Source organism: Thermoplasma sp. Kam2015 (genome assembly GCF_003205235.1).
GTDB lineage: Archaea > Thermoplasmatota > Thermoplasmata > Thermoplasmatales > Thermoplasmataceae > Thermoplasma.
In genome coordinates this window covers 45,866-62,128 of sequence record NZ_QJSM01000026.1, presented here as the reverse complement: position 1 = coordinate 62,128, position 16,263 = coordinate 45,866, and the positions used below count along the sequence as shown (strand labels likewise).

The window sequence follows — 16,263 nt, the reverse complement described above, 5'->3', positions numbered from 1 at the left end:
GGTTGGTTTCGCAGAAACTCATTGATCTGTTTAGAAAATATTACGCGGAGAACACTATAGATCCTCCAGAGTTGATAAGCAAACGTGAAGTCGGATATATGACATTCACCGGTGAGGTGATAAGACACCTCAGGGTGAACAACAAATTCGAACTGAACCTTTTGCTGAGAGAAGCAGACCCCATGCACGTTTATAGCTCGGCGGCCTATTATAAGAAACCTGACGAGAGGAAGATGCCAGAGAAGGAATGGGAAGGTGCAGATCTGATCTTCGATCTGGATTCGGATCATCTTCCGGGAGCCGAGAAGCTTTCTCAGACGCAGATGCTGGAAAAGATAAGGGATCAGACGGATAGGCTGGTATCAGAATTTTTAATAGATAACTTTGGCTTTCCAAGATCCTCAATAAGAGTTTATTTCTCCGGCAACAGGGGCTATCATGTGCATGTCTCAAGCGATAAGGTTTACAGACTCACGTCAGATGCTAGGCGAGAGATAACCGATTACATAACTGGGAACAGTCTGGACGAATCGGCCATGAGAAAGTCCATGGAGCTACTCAGGATAGTCGAGGGTGGATGGCCATCAGTGATAGCCAGCAAGATCAGAGAGATGAATGCAAGCAGTTCTATAACAGATGCGATCCTGAAGAGGGCCATTAAGAAGGCCAGAGAGGATCATGCCGTACTCATCGATTCACCGGTCACCTACGATATACACAGGATAATAAGAATGCCCAATACCTTGCACGGTAAGAGTGGTCTCGTAGTCAAGGAGATACCGCTAGAACATATCAGCGACTTCGACCCATTGAATGAATGCATACCGGAACAGTTTATGGATGGAGAATATGACATAGTTCTGCCTGAAAAGATAAGGCCAGTGGAGATCGGCGGAATTGAATCTCCAAGAATCCCTGGCAGACACAGGGTAAGGACTTTTATGGCTGTGTACCTCGTCGCGTCCGGACGGGCCATTTTCCCATAATATTGTTATGAAATATGGATCAAATGCTCAATGGTCATGAGACATAATCCATATTTTGCCACCTTCGGATGATACCATATAAATACTTTAACAGTTGAGTCATCGCATCTTTGAATCAGTATTAGTATTTCGATGATCAATTTATATCTCGTTATTTCTGGGTTTGTAATCTCACTTCAAATAGCGTTTGGAGGCATATTTATGGAGCTGACATACATGCCTCGCCAAATTTTGGATCTTTCTCGATCATATATTGGAATGATCATTGAAATATATTGAATAGTGATGAATATATGCCAAATATCACACTGATTCATTATAGCAGATGGATAGCATAGTTCAATTTATGAAGCTATCCATAGTGCCTAGTTTGTCGTAAGTCTATGTATCGCCGCGCTGAAGCTTTCAAACTTCAATTAGTCATTTGAATCTTAATATATAGATCATATATACTATAATCCTATAGAAAGGTGAATCTGCATATCTTCAATATATTGATATATCGCATACACGGACAATGATTTCTGGCAACAAAGTTATATTATGGATCAAATACCCTACTATGGCAAATTTCGGAATGGCTCAGGAAGAGGAGTTGGTACTTTCATTTGTGCGAAAATTTGCAGAGGATGAACTTAAGCCGCTTGCAAGGGAAATTGATGAGAAAATGCAGGTTCCCCAGAAAATAATAGACAGGATGAAGGAGCTTGGCCTTTTTGCAACCTACATCCCCAAGGAATATGGCGGTTATGGTATGAGTTTTCCATTCCTTGTGAGAGCTATAGAGGAGATATCCAAGGCATGCCCCAGTACCGCGCTAGTCCTAGATGGGGCTCTCACCCTCTTTGCAGAGCCGCTAATAATGTTCGGATCGGAGGACCTGAAGAAGAGATACTTGCCGAAAGTAGCGGCTGGATCCGTTGGCGGTCTAGCTATAACTGAGCCTGGAGCAGGTAGTGACGCGGCCGGTATATCCAGTACCGCTGTCAGAAAGGGCGATAAATATATTGTAAATGGTGATAAAATATTCATATCAAACGGAAGGATTTCAGATTTCTTCGTTTTTGATGCGGTTACTGATCCAGGAAAGAGGCATAAGGGCATAACAGCGTTTGTTGCCGATCGAGATACTCCCGGATTGAAGATAAGCAGAGATATACACAAGATGGGCATAAGGGGTTCCAGCACGGTTGAACTTGTATTCGAAGATATGGAGATACCCGCAGAAAACGTTGTTGGAAATGTGAACGAGGGATTCAAGGTCATCATGGAAACTCTTGATGCTGGCAGAATTGGTATAGCTGCACAGGCACTTGGAATAGCAGAGAACGCTCTGGCTGAAGCGATAGATTATGTAAAGCAGAGAAAGCAGTTTGGTACTGAGATAGCGAATTTTGAGGGGATACAGTTCATGATAGCAGACCTTGCCACCGAGATAGAAGCCGCACGATACCTCACATACGTTGCTGCAGAGAAATGGCAGAACAAGGAAAACACCATAGAGATATCTGCAATGGCTAAAATGAAGGCAAGCGATGTGGCCATGCGCGTAACGACGGATGCTCTCCAGATGTTCGGTGGCTATGGATATACCACAGACCTCGATGCTGAAAGACATATGCGGGATGCAAAGATAACACAGATATACGAAGGGACGAATCAGATTCAAAGGATAGTGATAGCAAAAGAGATCCTTAAAAAAACGCGTTATTACTGATGCCAAGGATCCTAGTGAGCATCATGGCGTTGACGGGAGCGCTTCCATGTGGATGATTGTTAAAATAGACGAAAATGTCATCATATTTTACTGATTCTATTTTGGAAGCTATCTCTCTTATCTCTTCGTCCGTGTATCTATAATCGAATGGGTTTTCAGCTTTCCAGCCACCGGTCGTCCTACCATGGAGCCTGACATAGGCCCAGCTAAGGTTGCTCTCTATCCTCTGAAGTCTCCTCTCAGCGCTGTCAACGTCAACAATAACGGCTCCAAGACCCTCGATCATTTTTCTGAAATCGCTATTTTCATAGAGCGTTCTGTTCCTCACTTCCACAGCTACATTTTTTATACCGGCGCACTTGATCAGATATTCCAGTCGATCTGCGCCATTTACGTCAAATCTTGGAGGCATCTGAAAGAGCACCGGTCCGAGTAAATTGTCTTTGGAAAGTTCCTCAAGAACGATCTCTTTGAATGTCCCGAAGATATTGCAAGCCGTGCCAAGGTCGCTGAATATGGAATCATGCGTCACATCTCCTGGTACCTTCACAGAGAATGTGAAGGGTTTTCCGGCCATCACCTTTCTCCAGCGTTTTACTGTAGATCTCTCCGGAATCCTGTAGAATGTGGAATCTATTTCTACAGTATTGAATACCATTGAATAAAATGAAAGCTTATCGGATACGCGGTCCGGATAGAAGACACCATCCCATTCATCGTATGACCATCCGGAACAACCCACATGTATCCTCATACAACAGTACAGTTATTTAAGAATAAATAAATTACCAGACATGGAGAGAGTTGTTCTTCGCTACAAGAATTCAATCATTTCAGGTCTGGTTATAAATGAGCTAAACGATCTAGTGACAATAAAATCATCGAATGGATACAATCTCACGTTTGACAGGTCCGAGATTGAATTTCTTGAGAGAAAAAATGTTGAGTATCAGAATCAAAGAAAGATGGAGGAGATAGAGAAGGGATCAGGCAGCAAGAAAATATCAGTTCTTGCCACTGGGGGTACCATAGCAAGCAGGGTGGATTACGAGACAGGTGCGGTGAGCCCGGTCTCAGATCCAGAATTGATATTCGGAGGTTCTGACATTCTCTCCAAGTTCACAATATCTGTGAAACCCATAATGAATCAGTTCAGTGAGAATCTTAGGCCTTCTGACTGGATAACCATTGGCGAACGTGTTGCAGAGGAATCCAGAAAAGCCGATGGTATAGTTGTGGCGCATGGAACCGACACCATGAGTTACACGGCATCGGCGCTCGCATTCATGTTTGAGGAAAGTCGAACTCCGATAATATTCGTTGGTTCCCAGAGAAGCTCCGATAGACCAAGCTCTGACTCACGGGAAAATATAGAAGCAGCTATAAATTTTGCATCAACCGATTTCGGAGAAGTGGGGATATCTATGCACAGATACACCTCAGATGGCATGGTCTCCCTGATAAGGTCTGTGAGATCAAGGAAGATGCACACATCGAGGAGAGACGCTTTTGAGAGCATAGGAATACCACCGGTTGGTTTGTACGATGGATCTATAAGATTTCTTGGAGACTACCGGCACGTGTCAGATAATATTAAATTCAGATCAACCATGGATGACAAGGTGGCGTTGATATATTTCCATCCAGCGCTATCTGCAGATGACTTAGAGAATATGATCGAGGGAAAGCATGCTGCAGTGATAATGGGCACAGGCCTGGGTCATATTGCAAGGGATCTCATACCGGTTCTGAAAAGATTTGTATCGAATGGATCATATATAATCATGACATCCCAATGCATATATGGATCAACGAATTTGAATGTATATTCAACAGGAAGGGAATTACTATCCGCTGGCGTGATCGAGGCGGGAGACATGGTACCCGAGGTTGCCTATGTAAAAACGATGTATCTTCTTGGCCAGTATCCTCATGAGGACTTCGTGAATCTGTTCAGGAAGAATATGAGAGGCGAGATCCTTGAGAGGGACCAGCCATTTGAATCACTAAAGCTGGTGGGGTGAGCATATGGAGATCAAGATAGGTCTTGAGGTTCATTTTCAATTGAACACGGGGAAACTTTTCTGCAGATGCCCTGTTGAATCATCAAAGTCGGATCTATTCAGATTCAGCAGGAGATTGCATATATCGGCTAGCGAACTTGGAAACATAGACGCAGCGGCATCGTATGAGAGCATGCGTTCAAGAGTTTTTGAATATATAGCTACAGATAATTCATGCTTGGTGGAGATGGATGAAGAGCCTCCAAAAAGGCCAGATCCCAAAGCAATAGCCACAGCCATTTCAGTCAGCAGGGCCCTGAAGTGCGATATTCTGGATCATATAATATACATGAGGAAGATAGTGATAGATGGATCGAATACCACGGGTTTTCAGAGGACAGCCATAATAGGGATAAATGGTCATGTCGATACAAGCAGGGGGTCAGTCAGGATTTCTACGGTCTGTCTGGAGGAAGATGCTGCCAGGAAAATTGAGGAGAACGGAGGTAAGGTGGTGTACTCGCTTGACAGGCTTGGTATACCGTTGATTGAAATATCAACAGAACCGGATATAATAGATGAGGAGCATGCGGTTGAAGTGGCGCGCACCATAGGATACATGGTCATCTCAACTGGAAATGCGCGGAGAACGGTAGACGCCGTCAGGCAGGATGTCAATTTTTCAATGGGATATGGCAGGGTTGAAATCAAGGGAGTTTCGAAGCTTGCTCAGATCAAGGACGTTATAGAATATGAAAAAGAGAGGCAGGAGAATCTACGAGTTGCCGTAGATATAATAAAATCAAGAGGCGGAATCGACAGATCAACTTTCAGGCTTGTGGATGTATCAGATCGCTTCAAAAACACGAAATCCAAGATCATCAGAAGCGGGCTGGAGAAGGGCAGAATTTATGGATCGCTTCTGAGAAATATGGCTGGAACCCTTAAAAACGGTAAATTGAGGATGGGAAAGGAGATAGCGGATCTAGTGAAATCCTATGGTATCAAGGGTGTGATACACTCCGATGAACTGCCAGGATACGGTCTGAGCGAGGAAGAGATAGAGGACATATACTCTTTCTTCGGCAAGAGGGAGGAGGATGCAGTGATTTTGATAGCCATGGATCCATCGCGTGTAAACGTCATAGAATCAGCAGTGTTTAATAGGATTGAAAAGATTCTGAGCATGGACCTGTCTGAAACTAGGGGGCCATCCAGCGAAGGCACCGTATTTCTAAGGCCTATGCCTGGAAAAGATCGGATGTATCCAGAGACCGATGTACCATTGATTTCAGTTGACGATGATCTGATGGCTCTTGCTGAATCCATAAAATCCAGAACGTACAATGAAGTTGTGCAGGATCTTGTGGTGAAATACGCAATATCGCGGCAGAACGCTGAATATATAGCGTCTGAAATGCTTGTATATACCTTTGAAAAAATGGCAGATCTTGTGGATGCTAGAGAGGCCGCAAGATTGATAACGCAGATCATACCTGACCTTGAAAGGAAGTATAAGAGGACGCTGGATCAGGACGTGATCTTGGATCTGTGCAGGAGATCAAGTGAACTGCATTTTGACAGATATCAGCTGGAAAAGGCCTTCGAAATAGCTTATGAGACCGGGGATGTTGAGTCAGCATTACGTGATCCTAGGATACAAGAACTCACGAAGGAAGATCTGAGAAACATGATCGAAGAAATTTTAAGAGATCGCGGCGACGTGAGTCAGGGTTCAGTGATTGCACTGATTAAGGATCGTACTGAGAGAGTATTCGATCCCAGAGTAGCGATCGAATGCTTCCTTGAAATAAAAAATAAAAAATGATTAATTTAATATATATTTTATCTAAAAATATTAATAAAATGTATGAATGCGTTATATAAAGGTTAGTTTTTCATCTAATTTGATCATATTTATGAATGATTGGATCAGAAAGATTCATTCAATTACGTTATAGGTTATGATTTGACGATTATATTAAAAAAATACACGAATTCAAATTATCACATTATCGGTCAGGATTTACAAAAGAAATCTTATATAATGTCAAACGATACTCTCAATATGTTAGATGGGTATATCCCTCTGCTCATAATCATCGTCGTTATACCTCTGGCATTGATATTCGGCTTTAAAATTCTGCCCGCCCTTGGTGCCAACAGGTATGGAGATAACACGATTAAGCTAGATCCAGAAACCATATTGAAAAAGGCAGCATATGAGGATGCTCCACCTGGCGTTGACCAGAAATATCTTGAACCCTATGAAAGCGGAGAGGTGGCAAGGGAGATATGGGGAAAACCATCAATAAATCAGTATTATGTCGTTGTTCTTCTCTTCATTGTTTTTGATATTGATATGCTCCTTCTGTTTCCATGGGCTGTGGATTTCAAACAGCTTGGCCTTATAAAGTTTATCGAAACTCTGATATTTCTGGCCATGCCGCTATTCGGGGTTTATTATGCCTTTAAACACGGTTACATGAGGTGGTTGAAATAAAGACTGGAGAGGTTGGCGTGGTCACTACCACGCTTGATCAGGCACTTGAATGGGCCAGAAGCAACTCGCTGTGGCCACTCACCTTCGGATTGGCCTGCTGCGCCATAGAGATGATGGCGATACAGGCTTCAGATATGGATATATCTAGGTTCGGCAGTGAGATCTTCAGAAATTCTCCCAGACAATCGGATCTTATGATCGTTTCCGGTACTGTTACGAAGAAGATGGCGCCGAGGGTTAGAAGGATATACGATGAGATGCCGTACCCTAAATACGTGATTGCACAGGGCGTTTGCGTAATACAGGGCGGCCCATATAATCAGGGTTATTCTGTTGTTCTCGGTGTGGATCGCGTTGTTCCGGTTGATGTTTATATACCTGGATGTCCGCCCACGCCGGAAGCGCTAACCAATGGAATCATCCTGTTGCAGAAGAAGATAAGGGGGGAGGCTGATAGATAATGGTGGACATTCTAGCGGAGGAAAAGACGAAAGATGGCAGAAAGGTGATCAGGGTAGCAAAGGAAAACCTTATCGAACTCATGAAGGAACTCAAGTCGCAGGGATACAACCTTTCGCTTACCACAGCGGTGGACTACATCGATCGCATTGAGGTTGTATATCATGTCTATAATATGCAGAAGAATGAATACATCATAGTGAAGACTGAAACCAGAGATAACCATGTTCCAAGTCTCACTTCTCTCTGGAATGCGGCCAACTGGGATGAGAGGGAAGAATACGATCTGGTCGGCGTGATATTTGACGGCCATCCTAACCTGAAGAGGCTCTTCCTCCCAGAGGGCTGGGTTGGTCATCCTCTGAGGAAGAACTACGACCTGAGCAAAGCTCAGTATGTTAATATGGATGAAGAAGGCAATGACTACGTTACATTTGATCCGGAGGGTGGTTGGTGATGGCTGAGTGGACTGAGGTTAACTTTGGCCCTCAGCACCCTTCAATGCATGGTGTGCTCAGATTGAGGGTTAAGCTCGATGGAGAGGTAGTGAAAGAAGTTGAACCAATCATAGGCTATCTCCACAGAAATGCAGAAAAGATAGGGGAACTTCAGTTTTATTGCGATAATATGATATATTTCGACAGGATGGATTATGTCGCAGCGATGAACATGGAGGTAGGCTATCTTGAAGCAGCCGAAAAGCTCTTGGATATAGAGGTTCCCGAGAGAGCTCAGTGGATCCGCGTCATGATGGCAGAGCTCAACAGGATTGCAAGCCATCTAGTGTGGCTGGGTGCTTTTGGTCTCGATCTTGGAATGCTCACTCCATTCTTCTACTGCTTTAAGGAGAGGGAAAAGATCCTTAAGATATTCACCGAAGTTTCAGGATCGAGGCAGCAGCTCAATTATATGAGTATAGGTGGCGTATATCAGGATGTAACTGATGAAGCGCTCGATCACATAAGGACTTTTATAAAGGAATTTCCGAAGGAGCTGAACAAGATAGAGAATCTTTTTGTGAAGAACGATATTTTCATATCGAGGACCAAGGGCATAGGTGTGTTGAGCAAGGAGATGGCAATCGATTATGGTGTAACAGGACCAATGCTTAGGGCCTCCGGAGTGGAATACGATGTAAGGAAGGCTCAGCCATATCTTGTATACGATAAGGTAAATTTCGATATTCCTGTATCATTCAAGGGAGACAACCTTGCAAGATTCCTTGTCAGGGTTGAGGAGATGAGACAGTCTATCAAGATAATCGATCAGACAGTCCAGAAGCTTCCTTCTGGCCCATACTTCAATCAGAAGGCCAAAAAGCCGCTCATGATAAGGCTCCGTGGTCAGGGAGAGGTGTACGCTAGGACCGAATCTCCGAAGGGTGAATTTGGAGTATATCTGATAGGTGATGGTTCTCTCAGACCATATCGTGTGAGGGTAAGGAGCCCAACATTCAAAAATCTATCAGTTTTGCCGGCTCTGGCAAAGGATCAGCTGATAGCTGATCTAATTTCCATAGGCGGCTCAATCGATCTTGTTTTTGGTGAGGTGGACAGATGAATATACTTACAAGGTTGCAGCTCTTTTTCCAGATAACTGGTCATTACGCATCCTACTTTCTTGCCTATATATTCGAGACCATATTCTTCCTGATATTTGTGGTCATAGCTCTCATAGCTATGATATACATATTCAGGAAATATATGGCTAGGCTTCAGCTCAGAATTGGCCCTAACAGAGTAGGTAAATTTGGTCTGTTGCAGCTTATAGCCGACGCTCTGAAGCTGGTCGGCAAAGAGTCGATCATACCAAAACTCAGGGATGATTTTGCCTACAAGGCCGCTCCGTATATTGTGTTTATCGGTCTTGTGGTCGGTTTCGTTCTCATACCATATGGCAGCTTCTACTGGATAGGCTCTCTGACGATAACTCATTCCAACGTATCGCTGATTCTATTCTTTGGGGCCATCGCCATGATGCCCATAGGTGAGGTATTGGCTGGAATAAGCTCCCACAACAAATATGCTGTAATAGGTGCGTTCAGGGGCATTGCGAAGGATGTCTCTTTCGAGGTACCCATGATGATAAGCGCTGTAGCGCTCGTCATGATGGATTCTGCCCTGAGTAGAACACCGTTAAATTTTGAGACGCTTGTCTCAACACAGTTCATTCCCTTCGGGATACTGCAGCCGCTGGGCCTCTTCGTGTTTATGGTGGCTATGATAGCCAGATCTTCCTATACGCCATTTGATCTGGCGGAAAGCGATAGCGAAATCGTGTCGGGTTATTCAACCGAATACTCTGGAATGAGATTCGGATTATTTTACATGGGTATGTTCGGTAGCATATTCCTGGGTTCGCTTGTTGTCTCTCTTCTCTATCTGGGCGGCTTCAACGGTCCATACTCATCGTACGCAGGTTTTGTGTACCTGCTCATAAAAGGCCTCATACTGGTACTCATATCGTTCTTGATCTGGCTTTCAATGCCCAGGATAAGGGTCGATAGATTCATCAATTTCGGCTGGAAGATACTTCTGCCCATATCTATTATCAATCTTATCTGGGCAGGATTTTTGACTTTGGGGGTGATCTCATGATAGAGGTAAAGGAACCAAAGAGAATACCGCTGATAGGTTCTCTTCAGGGTATGTATACGGTGTTCAAGCATCTCTTCAAGAAACCTATAACGGTGCAGTATCCTGAAGAAAAGGCCTACACGCCAGCCAGATTCAAGTTCAGGATTTTCCTGAGCATGGATGACTGTGTCGGATGCACACTATGTGAACAGGTATGCCCAAATCTATCAATAAGAATGATAGTGGTGGAGAGAAACAACCCGCACAATAAGAGAAATCTGTACCCTCAGGTGAACTTCGGAACCTGTACTGTATGCCGCAATTGTGAAGAGATCTGCCCGACTGAGGCCATATACCTCACCCATGAGCTGGAAACCGCAAGAACGAAGAACAATTTCTTCTACAGCCCAGAGGAACTGCAGAAGACTGAGAGCGAGGTGAAGAAATGATATATACACTCATATTCTCGCTGATAGCCATATTATTGATCGCGTTCTCGGTTATGTCAGTACGAGAGAGGAATTTAATACATTCCGTCATTTACCTTTTCCTATTTCTGGTTATCCTTTCTGCTGAATTTTTATTCATGGGTGCTTCATTCATAGCTGCTGTGGAAGTACTGGTGTATATTGGTGCTGTTGTAACTATACTCGCATTCACTGTGATGTTGACCGGAGGTAAGGAAATTGAATAAGTATCTTGCTCTTGTATCTGTTATTCTCTTCTTCATTGCGGTGATAGTGCCTGTATTGATGATGTCAGGCACGTTTATTCCGGTTTCACAGAATATAACATTCTATGGCTACGATTTGTTTAACCAATATATCGTACCATTTGAGCTGATATCTGTCGTTATAGTTGGCGCTATACTGGGTATAATATACGTTGCAAGGGGTGATGAATGATGTTTGTTTCAGCCATAAGCTTTGTTGCAATACTGCTCTTCGCTATCGGTCTCTATGGTGTTATCACATCAAGAGTTGGCATCAAGATGCTGATCTCAATAGAGATCATGATAAATTCTGCAATTCTCAATCTCATAGGTATAGGATCTTATTTCTATGCCGGCTCCGGAACGATATCCCCATACGTCTTTGCTCTTTTCGCGATTGCCATAGGTGTGATTGAGTCTGCCGTAGGTCTCGGGCTTCTGATAGCAGTGTACCATAGATTCGGAAGAATAGATATATCACTGCTCAGGGAGATAAGGTGGTAAATATGTATGTATATGGCTGGATGATATTCATTTCGCCTCTGATTGGATTTCTGCTGACTCTCATAATCGGTAAGTATTACAGAAGATGGTCCGGAGCGGTAGCTTCATTCTTCATCTTTTTGGCATTTGTATTCTCAGTAATCACGTATTTCACGGTTATAAAACACCCAATTTATAATCATTATACCTGGTTCTACAACATAGATTTCGGGATCTACATCGATAACCTCGCAATTGTCATGGCGATAATGGTTTCCTTTGTTTCGCTGATGATACATCTCTTCGCAATCTACTACATGAAGGATGATCCAAACAAGCATGTATACTTCGCTGAAACTGCACTGTTTACAGCTGGCATGCTAGGACTGGTTATTTCGTCCAATCTTGTGCTTCTCTTTCTGTTCTGGGAGCTCGTCGGTCTCTGTTCATACCTGCTGATCGGTTTTTGGTTCTTCAAGCCAAATGCTACCGCAGCAGCCAAAAAGGCTTTCATAGTGACAAGAGTGGGTGATCTTTCATTCATAATAGGAATGTCGATCCTCTACTATTCCCTGATCAACGTTACGAAGGATCCTCTTAGTATACCGTACCTCATAAGCAATGCCAGCTCCATAGCCGTCGCCATAGGCAAGGTAAGGCTTGGAATAATAGCGATATTCATCCTTGGTGCTGCAATAGGAAAATCAGCGCAGTTTCCGCTGCATGTCTGGATACCGGATGCAATGGAAGGCCCTACTACCGTTTCAGCGCTAATCCATGCAGCCACGATGGTCACCGCCGGTGTTTATCTGGTTGCTAGGCTGTTCCAGGTTTTCCTGTATGCGGCTCCATTTGCCATGTATGCTGTAGCCATTGTTGGTTCGTTCACGGCGCTGTATGCAGGTATAGTTGGTCTGGTTGTCAACGATGTTAAAAGGATACTTGCTTATTCCACCATAAGCCAGCTTGGATACATGCTGGCAGCCATAGGCCTCGCGCCCATAATAGGTGGAGTTGCCGTCTCGCTCGGTATGTTCCACCTGGTGTCACATGCAATCTTCAAGGCACTGCTCTTCATGAGTGCAGGTGCATTCTTGGTTGCTATGATGGATCTGAGGGATGCCAAGCAGATGGGCGGACTATGGAAGAGAATGCCCATAACTACCACGCTGTTCTTCATAGGATCTCTGGCGCTGGTGGCCTTCCCAGGAACAGCTGGATATTTCTCCAAGGATCCGATAATATTTGCATCCTACAACTACTTCACTTCATCGCCTTCATTCTCAGGGTTCCTGCCGTTTCTATTTCTGATAATAGGATCGCTGTTGACGACGCTTTATACGTTCAGAATGTTCTTCCTGGTCGCTACAGGCAAGCCCAGATCAACGCTGGCTGAAAGGGCAAAGGATCCACCTGTGATCGCGCTACTGCCCCTCATCGTGTTATCCATATTTGCGCTGATACTGGGTGTATGGCAGGCCCCGTTCTACAGCTTCGTTAAGCCCACGCTGGATATCGCTCACTATACAGTATCCGTACCCACGGCACCAGTTTACATAACTACGCTTCCGATTATATTGCTGGCGATAGGGTTTTTCGTGGATCTTTACATATACGGATTTGAGAAATGGAAGACCTGGGACATTTCCAGAACCTGGTATTATAAGCTTGTCAAGAACAAATTCTACATCGATGTCCTCTATACCAGGATTATATCAGAGCGTGTCATATTGCCTTTATCCGCAGCCTTCAGTGGCTTCGAAAATGCGTACAACAATTCAGTTAACAGGTTTGGATCAGACACGGTTTCGACCGGATCGTATTTCAGAAGGTTGCAGTCTGGTGTTTTCGAGAACTATGTTGCGGTGCTCATAATAGCTGCGATTGTTATTTTCATCGTTATTGAAATCGTGGAGCTGATGTAAAATGTTGGCTTTTGATATTTTGATAATTTCAATAGTATTCGGGATCGCAACTTTCTTCACTGGACGTTATGCTAAGGAGGTCGCATCGATCCTCTCAGGAGTTCTACTCATACTGATAGCTGCATTCTCCATACTGAGGTTCTCCACCTATACAGGTGGTTTCGTTTCATCATACAGCATTACAATATCCAGCAGCATAGGTTTGTATTTCTCAGTTGGCGTTAGCGGTCTGACCGATGCTCTGCTCATTCTGACCGGCATAGTTATGCTCGTATCCATACTCATAACCGGAAGAGACTATGGTTCAGCTTTCTTTGGTCTTGAGATGCTCGTTGAGGTGGGCCTCATAGGCCTTCTGATCTCTAGAGATTTCCTCTTCTTCTACATATTCTGGGAGCTGGTTCTCGTTCCCGTCTACTTCATGATAGGGCGTTATGGTAGAGACAACAAGGATTCAATATCATTGAAATTCTTTGTTTATACGCACATAGGATCAGTCTTCATTCTGCTTTCAATATTCACTCTTTACTCCTATTCATTTACATATCTCGGCGGTTATACATTCGAGATTGGTCCGTTGATGAGCATAGTTCACCTTCTTCCTCCATTTGAACTCGGCTTCGTTCTCTTCGGTTTCCTGTTTGGGTTCCTGGTAAAGATGCCATCATTCCCGATACATTCCTGGCTTCCTGATTCCTATTATTCCGCGCCATATCCGGCCACGGTTATACTGGCAGGTGCAATTTCAATGATGGGCGGCTATGGGCTGTTTGGTATTCTGATGGAGGCGTATAAGGCAATACCCCTCTGGGTTCTCTACTTCCTGATGGTTCTCGGAATCATAAGTATCATATACTTCGCACTTACCGCAATGTTCCAGAGAAACATAAAGAAGATGATGGCCTTCGCAAGCGCCTCCGCAATGGGATTCGTGACGCTATCATTTGCCGCATCCATAATAGAATCAACTGGTTCTGAATACAGCGTGAAACTCATAGAAGCCTCAGGAGGAATGTTCCAGATAGTTGCACATGGTCTCATAATGGCCCTCGTATTCTCTGCGCTTTACTATATCAGCAGAAATGCAAAAACGGACTCTGTGTACGGGCTCGGAGGCATATATCGTGAGGCGCCCATGCTCGCCTCATTTTCGCTGATCGGATTCCTCGCCTCCTTGGGATTGCCAGGTTTCGCTGGCTTCATCGGAGAATTCTCTATAGTTGTTGGGGTGTTTCAGGCGATTAGCTGGTATATATTCTTTGTCATATTCGGTATGATAATCACCGCATCATACCATATCTGGACTGCTCAGAGATCATTATATGGGCCGTACAATGAGAATCTAGGATTCATAAGGGATGTGAAAGCAGGAGAATTCCTGATTCTGATATTCCTAGTGCTGGTGATATTCCTTCTTGGAATATATCCCAATCTCATATTCCATAACCTGGTTAACTATACCAGCAATGTGTTTAAGGTGGTATCATGAACGCTATAGACCTTTTCTATCCAGAGATATTCCTTGCGATCATGGGCTTTGTAGTCCTGGCCGTTGGAATACCAATCAGGAAATCGAGTGTCAATGCAGGAATTACATTTGCAACCCTTGTGGTAGCAATAATCATAATATTGTTTACACCATACTCTTCGGCATACGGAATAACGATGAACAAATTCTCAGAATATTTTGCCATAGTTCTGATGATATCGGCTCTCTTCATTTCGCTGCCCGTTGCCAAATACCTCGGAAAGAGATCAGAGATCTTCTATTCTGCGCTAATATTTTCTTCACTCGGTATGATACTTGTCGCTGCGACCTGGAATCTGATAATAGCATTTGTGGCATTCGAGTCTGTTAGTATAATGACCTATGTCATGTCTGCTTATGGTGGTAAGCAGAGGAATCTGGAGGCAACTGTAAAGTATTTCTTCACAGGAACCATTGCGACTACCTTTATAATACTGGGAGTAGCATTCTATTTCTTCTCAGTACACACGTTTGTCCTATCCACAAATAATATAATTTCAGCCGCAACTAAGTCATCGATGCTACTTGCACTGCTGTTTCTTCTAATAGGCTTTGGGTTCAAACTTGCAATATTCCCCATGCATCAGTGGGCCATCGATGCCTACGATGGAACTGAGAACGATGTATCGGCATTCCTCTCTACAGGAACAAAGATAATGGCCTTTGTGATAGTTCTGAAGATATTCCTGGTTGGTTTCAGCTCCTATACTGCTCCGGTATACTATTTCTTCGTTGTTCTTTCTGTGTTGACCATGACCTATGCGAATGTGGCAGCGCTCTCACAGAATAATGTTAAGAGACTGCTCGCATATTCTTCAGTGGCCCAGGCAGGATATCTTATACTTGTGCTTGCTGTTGTATCCTATGTTGGAATAGGGAGCGGTTCAAAAGCGGTTGATCTTGCCATAGCCTCGGGAATGTTCTATTCTCTGGTATATATATTCATGAAGGGAGGCTCTTTCCTCGCCATGAACATGGTGAAACAGGATAATGTTACGTTCGATGCAATTGCTGGGCTCGGAAAGAAATCACCATATGTCGCTGCGAGTTTCTCCATACTGCTGCTTAGTCTGGCGGGCATACCTCTGACTGGAGGTTTCCTGGCTAAATATTTCCTCTTCCTCTCCGTCATAGATGGAGGTCTCTGGTGGCTCGCTGTAATAGCCATATTGAACAGCGCCATTTCAGTCTTCTATTATATGAAGGTGATGAGATACCTGTTTTGGGAGGATCCAAAGGGTGAATTCTCCACGGATATTGGGAATAAGGCAATGGTCATCATATCTGCAGCTCTTGTTGTACTGCTAGGTCTTCTCTACGTAATATTCCCGATGCTTGTCAATATCTCATCGCAGATAGTGGGGTGAAAAG

At 43.9% G+C, this 16,263-nt stretch carries 17 protein-coding genes; 16 read left to right on the top strand and 1 reads right to left on the bottom strand.

What is annotated here, in order from left to right; genetic code table 11:
- The first annotated feature begins 2 nt into the window (after positions 1 to 2).
- Positions 3 to 986 carry a DNA primase small subunit PriS gene (priS, locus tag DMB44_RS05880; protein ID WP_110641760.1) on the top strand — a complete coding sequence of 328 codons (984 nt, stop codon included), beginning with the start codon at positions 3 to 5 and terminating at the stop codon, positions 984 to 986.
- 562 nt (positions 987 to 1,548) lie between these two features.
- Positions 1,549 to 2,703 carry an acyl-CoA dehydrogenase gene (locus tag DMB44_RS05875; protein WP_110641758.1) on the top strand — a complete coding sequence of 385 codons (1,155 nt, stop codon included), beginning with the start codon at positions 1,549 to 1,551 and terminating at the stop codon, positions 2,701 to 2,703.
- Here DMB44_RS05875 and DMB44_RS05870 read toward each other — a convergent pair.
- Entirely contained in the window at positions 2,681 to 3,457 is a 777-nt protein-coding gene (locus DMB44_RS05870; protein WP_110641756.1) for a DUF72 domain-containing protein, read from the bottom strand. The two genes, DMB44_RS05875 and DMB44_RS05870, sit on opposite strands and share 23 nt — an antisense overlap.
- Positions 3,458 to 3,497: 40 nt before the next feature.
- On the opposite strand from DMB44_RS05870, the gene gatD reads away from it, so the two are divergent.
- The 14 genes from gatD (at position 3,498) to nuoN (ending at position 16,259) form a co-directional block, all read left to right on the top strand.
- Positions 3,498 to 4,727, top strand: coding sequence for a Glu-tRNA(Gln) amidotransferase subunit GatD (gatD, locus tag DMB44_RS05865; protein ID WP_110641754.1), 1,230 nt, complete (start codon positions 3,498 to 3,500; stop codon positions 4,725 to 4,727).
- 4 nt (positions 4,728 to 4,731) lie between these two features.
- Positions 4,732 to 6,534, top strand: a complete 1,803-nt coding sequence (gene gatE / locus DMB44_RS05860) for a Glu-tRNA(Gln) amidotransferase subunit GatE (RefSeq protein WP_110641752.1) — start codon at positions 4,732 to 4,734, stop codon at positions 6,532 to 6,534.
- Between the two features lie 240 nt (positions 6,535 to 6,774).
- The gene (ndhC, locus tag DMB44_RS05855) at positions 6,775 to 7,209 is read left to right on the top strand and encodes an NADH-quinone oxidoreductase subunit A (protein WP_237265325.1); all 435 of its coding nucleotides are present in this window, start codon (positions 6,775 to 6,777) and stop codon (positions 7,207 to 7,209) included.
- On the top strand, positions 7,197 to 7,670 hold the full coding sequence (locus tag DMB44_RS05850; protein ID WP_110641750.1) for an NADH-quinone oxidoreductase subunit B: 474 nt from the start codon (positions 7,197 to 7,199) through the stop codon (positions 7,668 to 7,670). The genes ndhC and DMB44_RS05850 overlap by 13 nt, the downstream gene beginning before the upstream one ends.
- Positions 7,670 to 8,125, top strand: coding sequence for an NADH-quinone oxidoreductase subunit C (locus DMB44_RS05845; protein WP_110641748.1), 456 nt, complete (start codon positions 7,670 to 7,672; stop codon positions 8,123 to 8,125). Before DMB44_RS05850 ends, DMB44_RS05845 begins: the two co-directional genes overlap by 1 nt.
- Positions 8,125 to 9,228: an NADH-quinone oxidoreductase subunit D gene (locus DMB44_RS05840; protein WP_110641746.1), complete on the top strand. Its 1,104-nt coding sequence runs from the start codon at positions 8,125 to 8,127 to the stop codon at positions 9,226 to 9,228. The genes DMB44_RS05845 and DMB44_RS05840 overlap by 1 nt, the downstream gene beginning before the upstream one ends.
- Positions 9,225 to 10,265 (top strand): NADH-quinone oxidoreductase subunit NuoH, encoded by a 1,041-nt coding sequence (nuoH, locus tag DMB44_RS05835; protein WP_110641744.1) that lies wholly within the window; start codon positions 9,225 to 9,227, stop codon positions 10,263 to 10,265. Before DMB44_RS05840 ends, nuoH begins: the two co-directional genes overlap by 4 nt.
- Positions 10,262 to 10,693: an NADH-quinone oxidoreductase subunit NuoI gene (nuoI, locus tag DMB44_RS05830; protein ID WP_237265324.1), complete on the top strand. Its 432-nt coding sequence runs from the start codon at positions 10,262 to 10,264 to the stop codon at positions 10,691 to 10,693. The genes nuoH and nuoI overlap by 4 nt, the downstream gene beginning before the upstream one ends.
- On the top strand, positions 10,690 to 10,938 hold the full coding sequence (locus tag DMB44_RS05825; protein WP_110641740.1) for an NADH-quinone oxidoreductase subunit J: 249 nt from the start codon (positions 10,690 to 10,692) through the stop codon (positions 10,936 to 10,938). The genes nuoI and DMB44_RS05825 overlap by 4 nt, the downstream gene beginning before the upstream one ends.
- The gene (locus tag DMB44_RS05820) at positions 10,931 to 11,149 is read left to right on the top strand and encodes a hypothetical protein (protein WP_110641738.1); all 219 of its coding nucleotides are present in this window, start codon (positions 10,931 to 10,933) and stop codon (positions 11,147 to 11,149) included. The genes DMB44_RS05825 and DMB44_RS05820 overlap by 8 nt, the downstream gene beginning before the upstream one ends.
- Positions 11,146 to 11,460, top strand: a complete 315-nt coding sequence (gene nuoK / locus DMB44_RS05815) for an NADH-quinone oxidoreductase subunit NuoK (protein ID WP_110641736.1) — start codon at positions 11,146 to 11,148, stop codon at positions 11,458 to 11,460. The genes DMB44_RS05820 and nuoK overlap by 4 nt, the downstream gene beginning before the upstream one ends.
- A 2-nt stretch (positions 11,461 to 11,462) precedes the next feature.
- Positions 11,463 to 13,364 (top strand): NADH-quinone oxidoreductase subunit L, encoded by a 1,902-nt coding sequence (locus tag DMB44_RS05810; protein ID WP_110641735.1) that lies wholly within the window; start codon positions 11,463 to 11,465, stop codon positions 13,362 to 13,364.
- Between the two features lies 1 nt (position 13,365).
- Positions 13,366 to 14,853 carry an NADH-quinone oxidoreductase subunit M gene (locus DMB44_RS05805; RefSeq protein ID WP_110641733.1) on the top strand — a complete coding sequence of 496 codons (1,488 nt, stop codon included), beginning with the start codon at positions 13,366 to 13,368 and terminating at the stop codon, positions 14,851 to 14,853.
- Entirely contained in the window at positions 14,850 to 16,259 is a 1,410-nt protein-coding gene (gene nuoN, locus DMB44_RS05800; protein WP_110641731.1) for an NADH-quinone oxidoreductase subunit NuoN, read from the top strand. Before DMB44_RS05805 ends, nuoN begins: the two co-directional genes overlap by 4 nt.
- Positions 16,260 to 16,263 lie beyond the last annotated feature (4 nt).

Excerpts from the sequence above, each read along its gene's own strand:
- DMB44_RS05875 (WP_110641758.1), top strand. The coding sequence starts at position 1,549 with ATGGCAAATTTCGGAATGGCTCAGGAAGAGGAGTTGGTACTTTCATTT.
- DMB44_RS05870 (WP_110641756.1), bottom strand. The coding sequence starts at position 3,457 with ATGAGGATACATGTGGGTTGTTCCGGATGGTCATACGATGAATGGGAT.
- gatD (WP_110641754.1), top strand. The coding sequence starts at position 3,498 with ATGGAGAGAGTTGTTCTTCGCTACAAGAATTCAATCATTTCAGGTCTG.
- gatE (WP_110641752.1), top strand. The coding sequence starts at position 4,732 with ATGGAGATCAAGATAGGTCTTGAGGTTCATTTTCAATTGAACACGGGG.
- ndhC (WP_237265325.1), top strand. The coding sequence starts at position 6,775 with ATGTTAGATGGGTATATCCCTCTGCTCATAATCATCGTCGTTATACCT.
- DMB44_RS05845 (WP_110641748.1), top strand. The coding sequence starts at position 7,670 with ATGGTGGACATTCTAGCGGAGGAAAAGACGAAAGATGGCAGAAAGGTG.
- DMB44_RS05840 (WP_110641746.1), top strand. The coding sequence starts at position 8,125 with ATGGCTGAGTGGACTGAGGTTAACTTTGGCCCTCAGCACCCTTCAATG.
- nuoH (WP_110641744.1), top strand. The coding sequence starts at position 9,225 with ATGAATATACTTACAAGGTTGCAGCTCTTTTTCCAGATAACTGGTCAT.
- nuoI (WP_237265324.1), top strand. The coding sequence starts at position 10,262 with ATGATAGAGGTAAAGGAACCAAAGAGAATACCGCTGATAGGTTCTCTT.
- DMB44_RS05825 (WP_110641740.1), top strand. The coding sequence starts at position 10,690 with ATGATATATACACTCATATTCTCGCTGATAGCCATATTATTGATCGCG.
- nuoK (WP_110641736.1), top strand. The coding sequence starts at position 11,146 with ATGATGTTTGTTTCAGCCATAAGCTTTGTTGCAATACTGCTCTTCGCT.
- DMB44_RS05810 (WP_110641735.1), top strand. The coding sequence starts at position 11,463 with ATGTATGTATATGGCTGGATGATATTCATTTCGCCTCTGATTGGATTT.
- DMB44_RS05805 (WP_110641733.1), top strand. The coding sequence starts at position 13,366 with ATGTTGGCTTTTGATATTTTGATAATTTCAATAGTATTCGGGATCGCA.
- nuoN (WP_110641731.1), top strand. The coding sequence starts at position 14,850 with ATGAACGCTATAGACCTTTTCTATCCAGAGATATTCCTTGCGATCATG.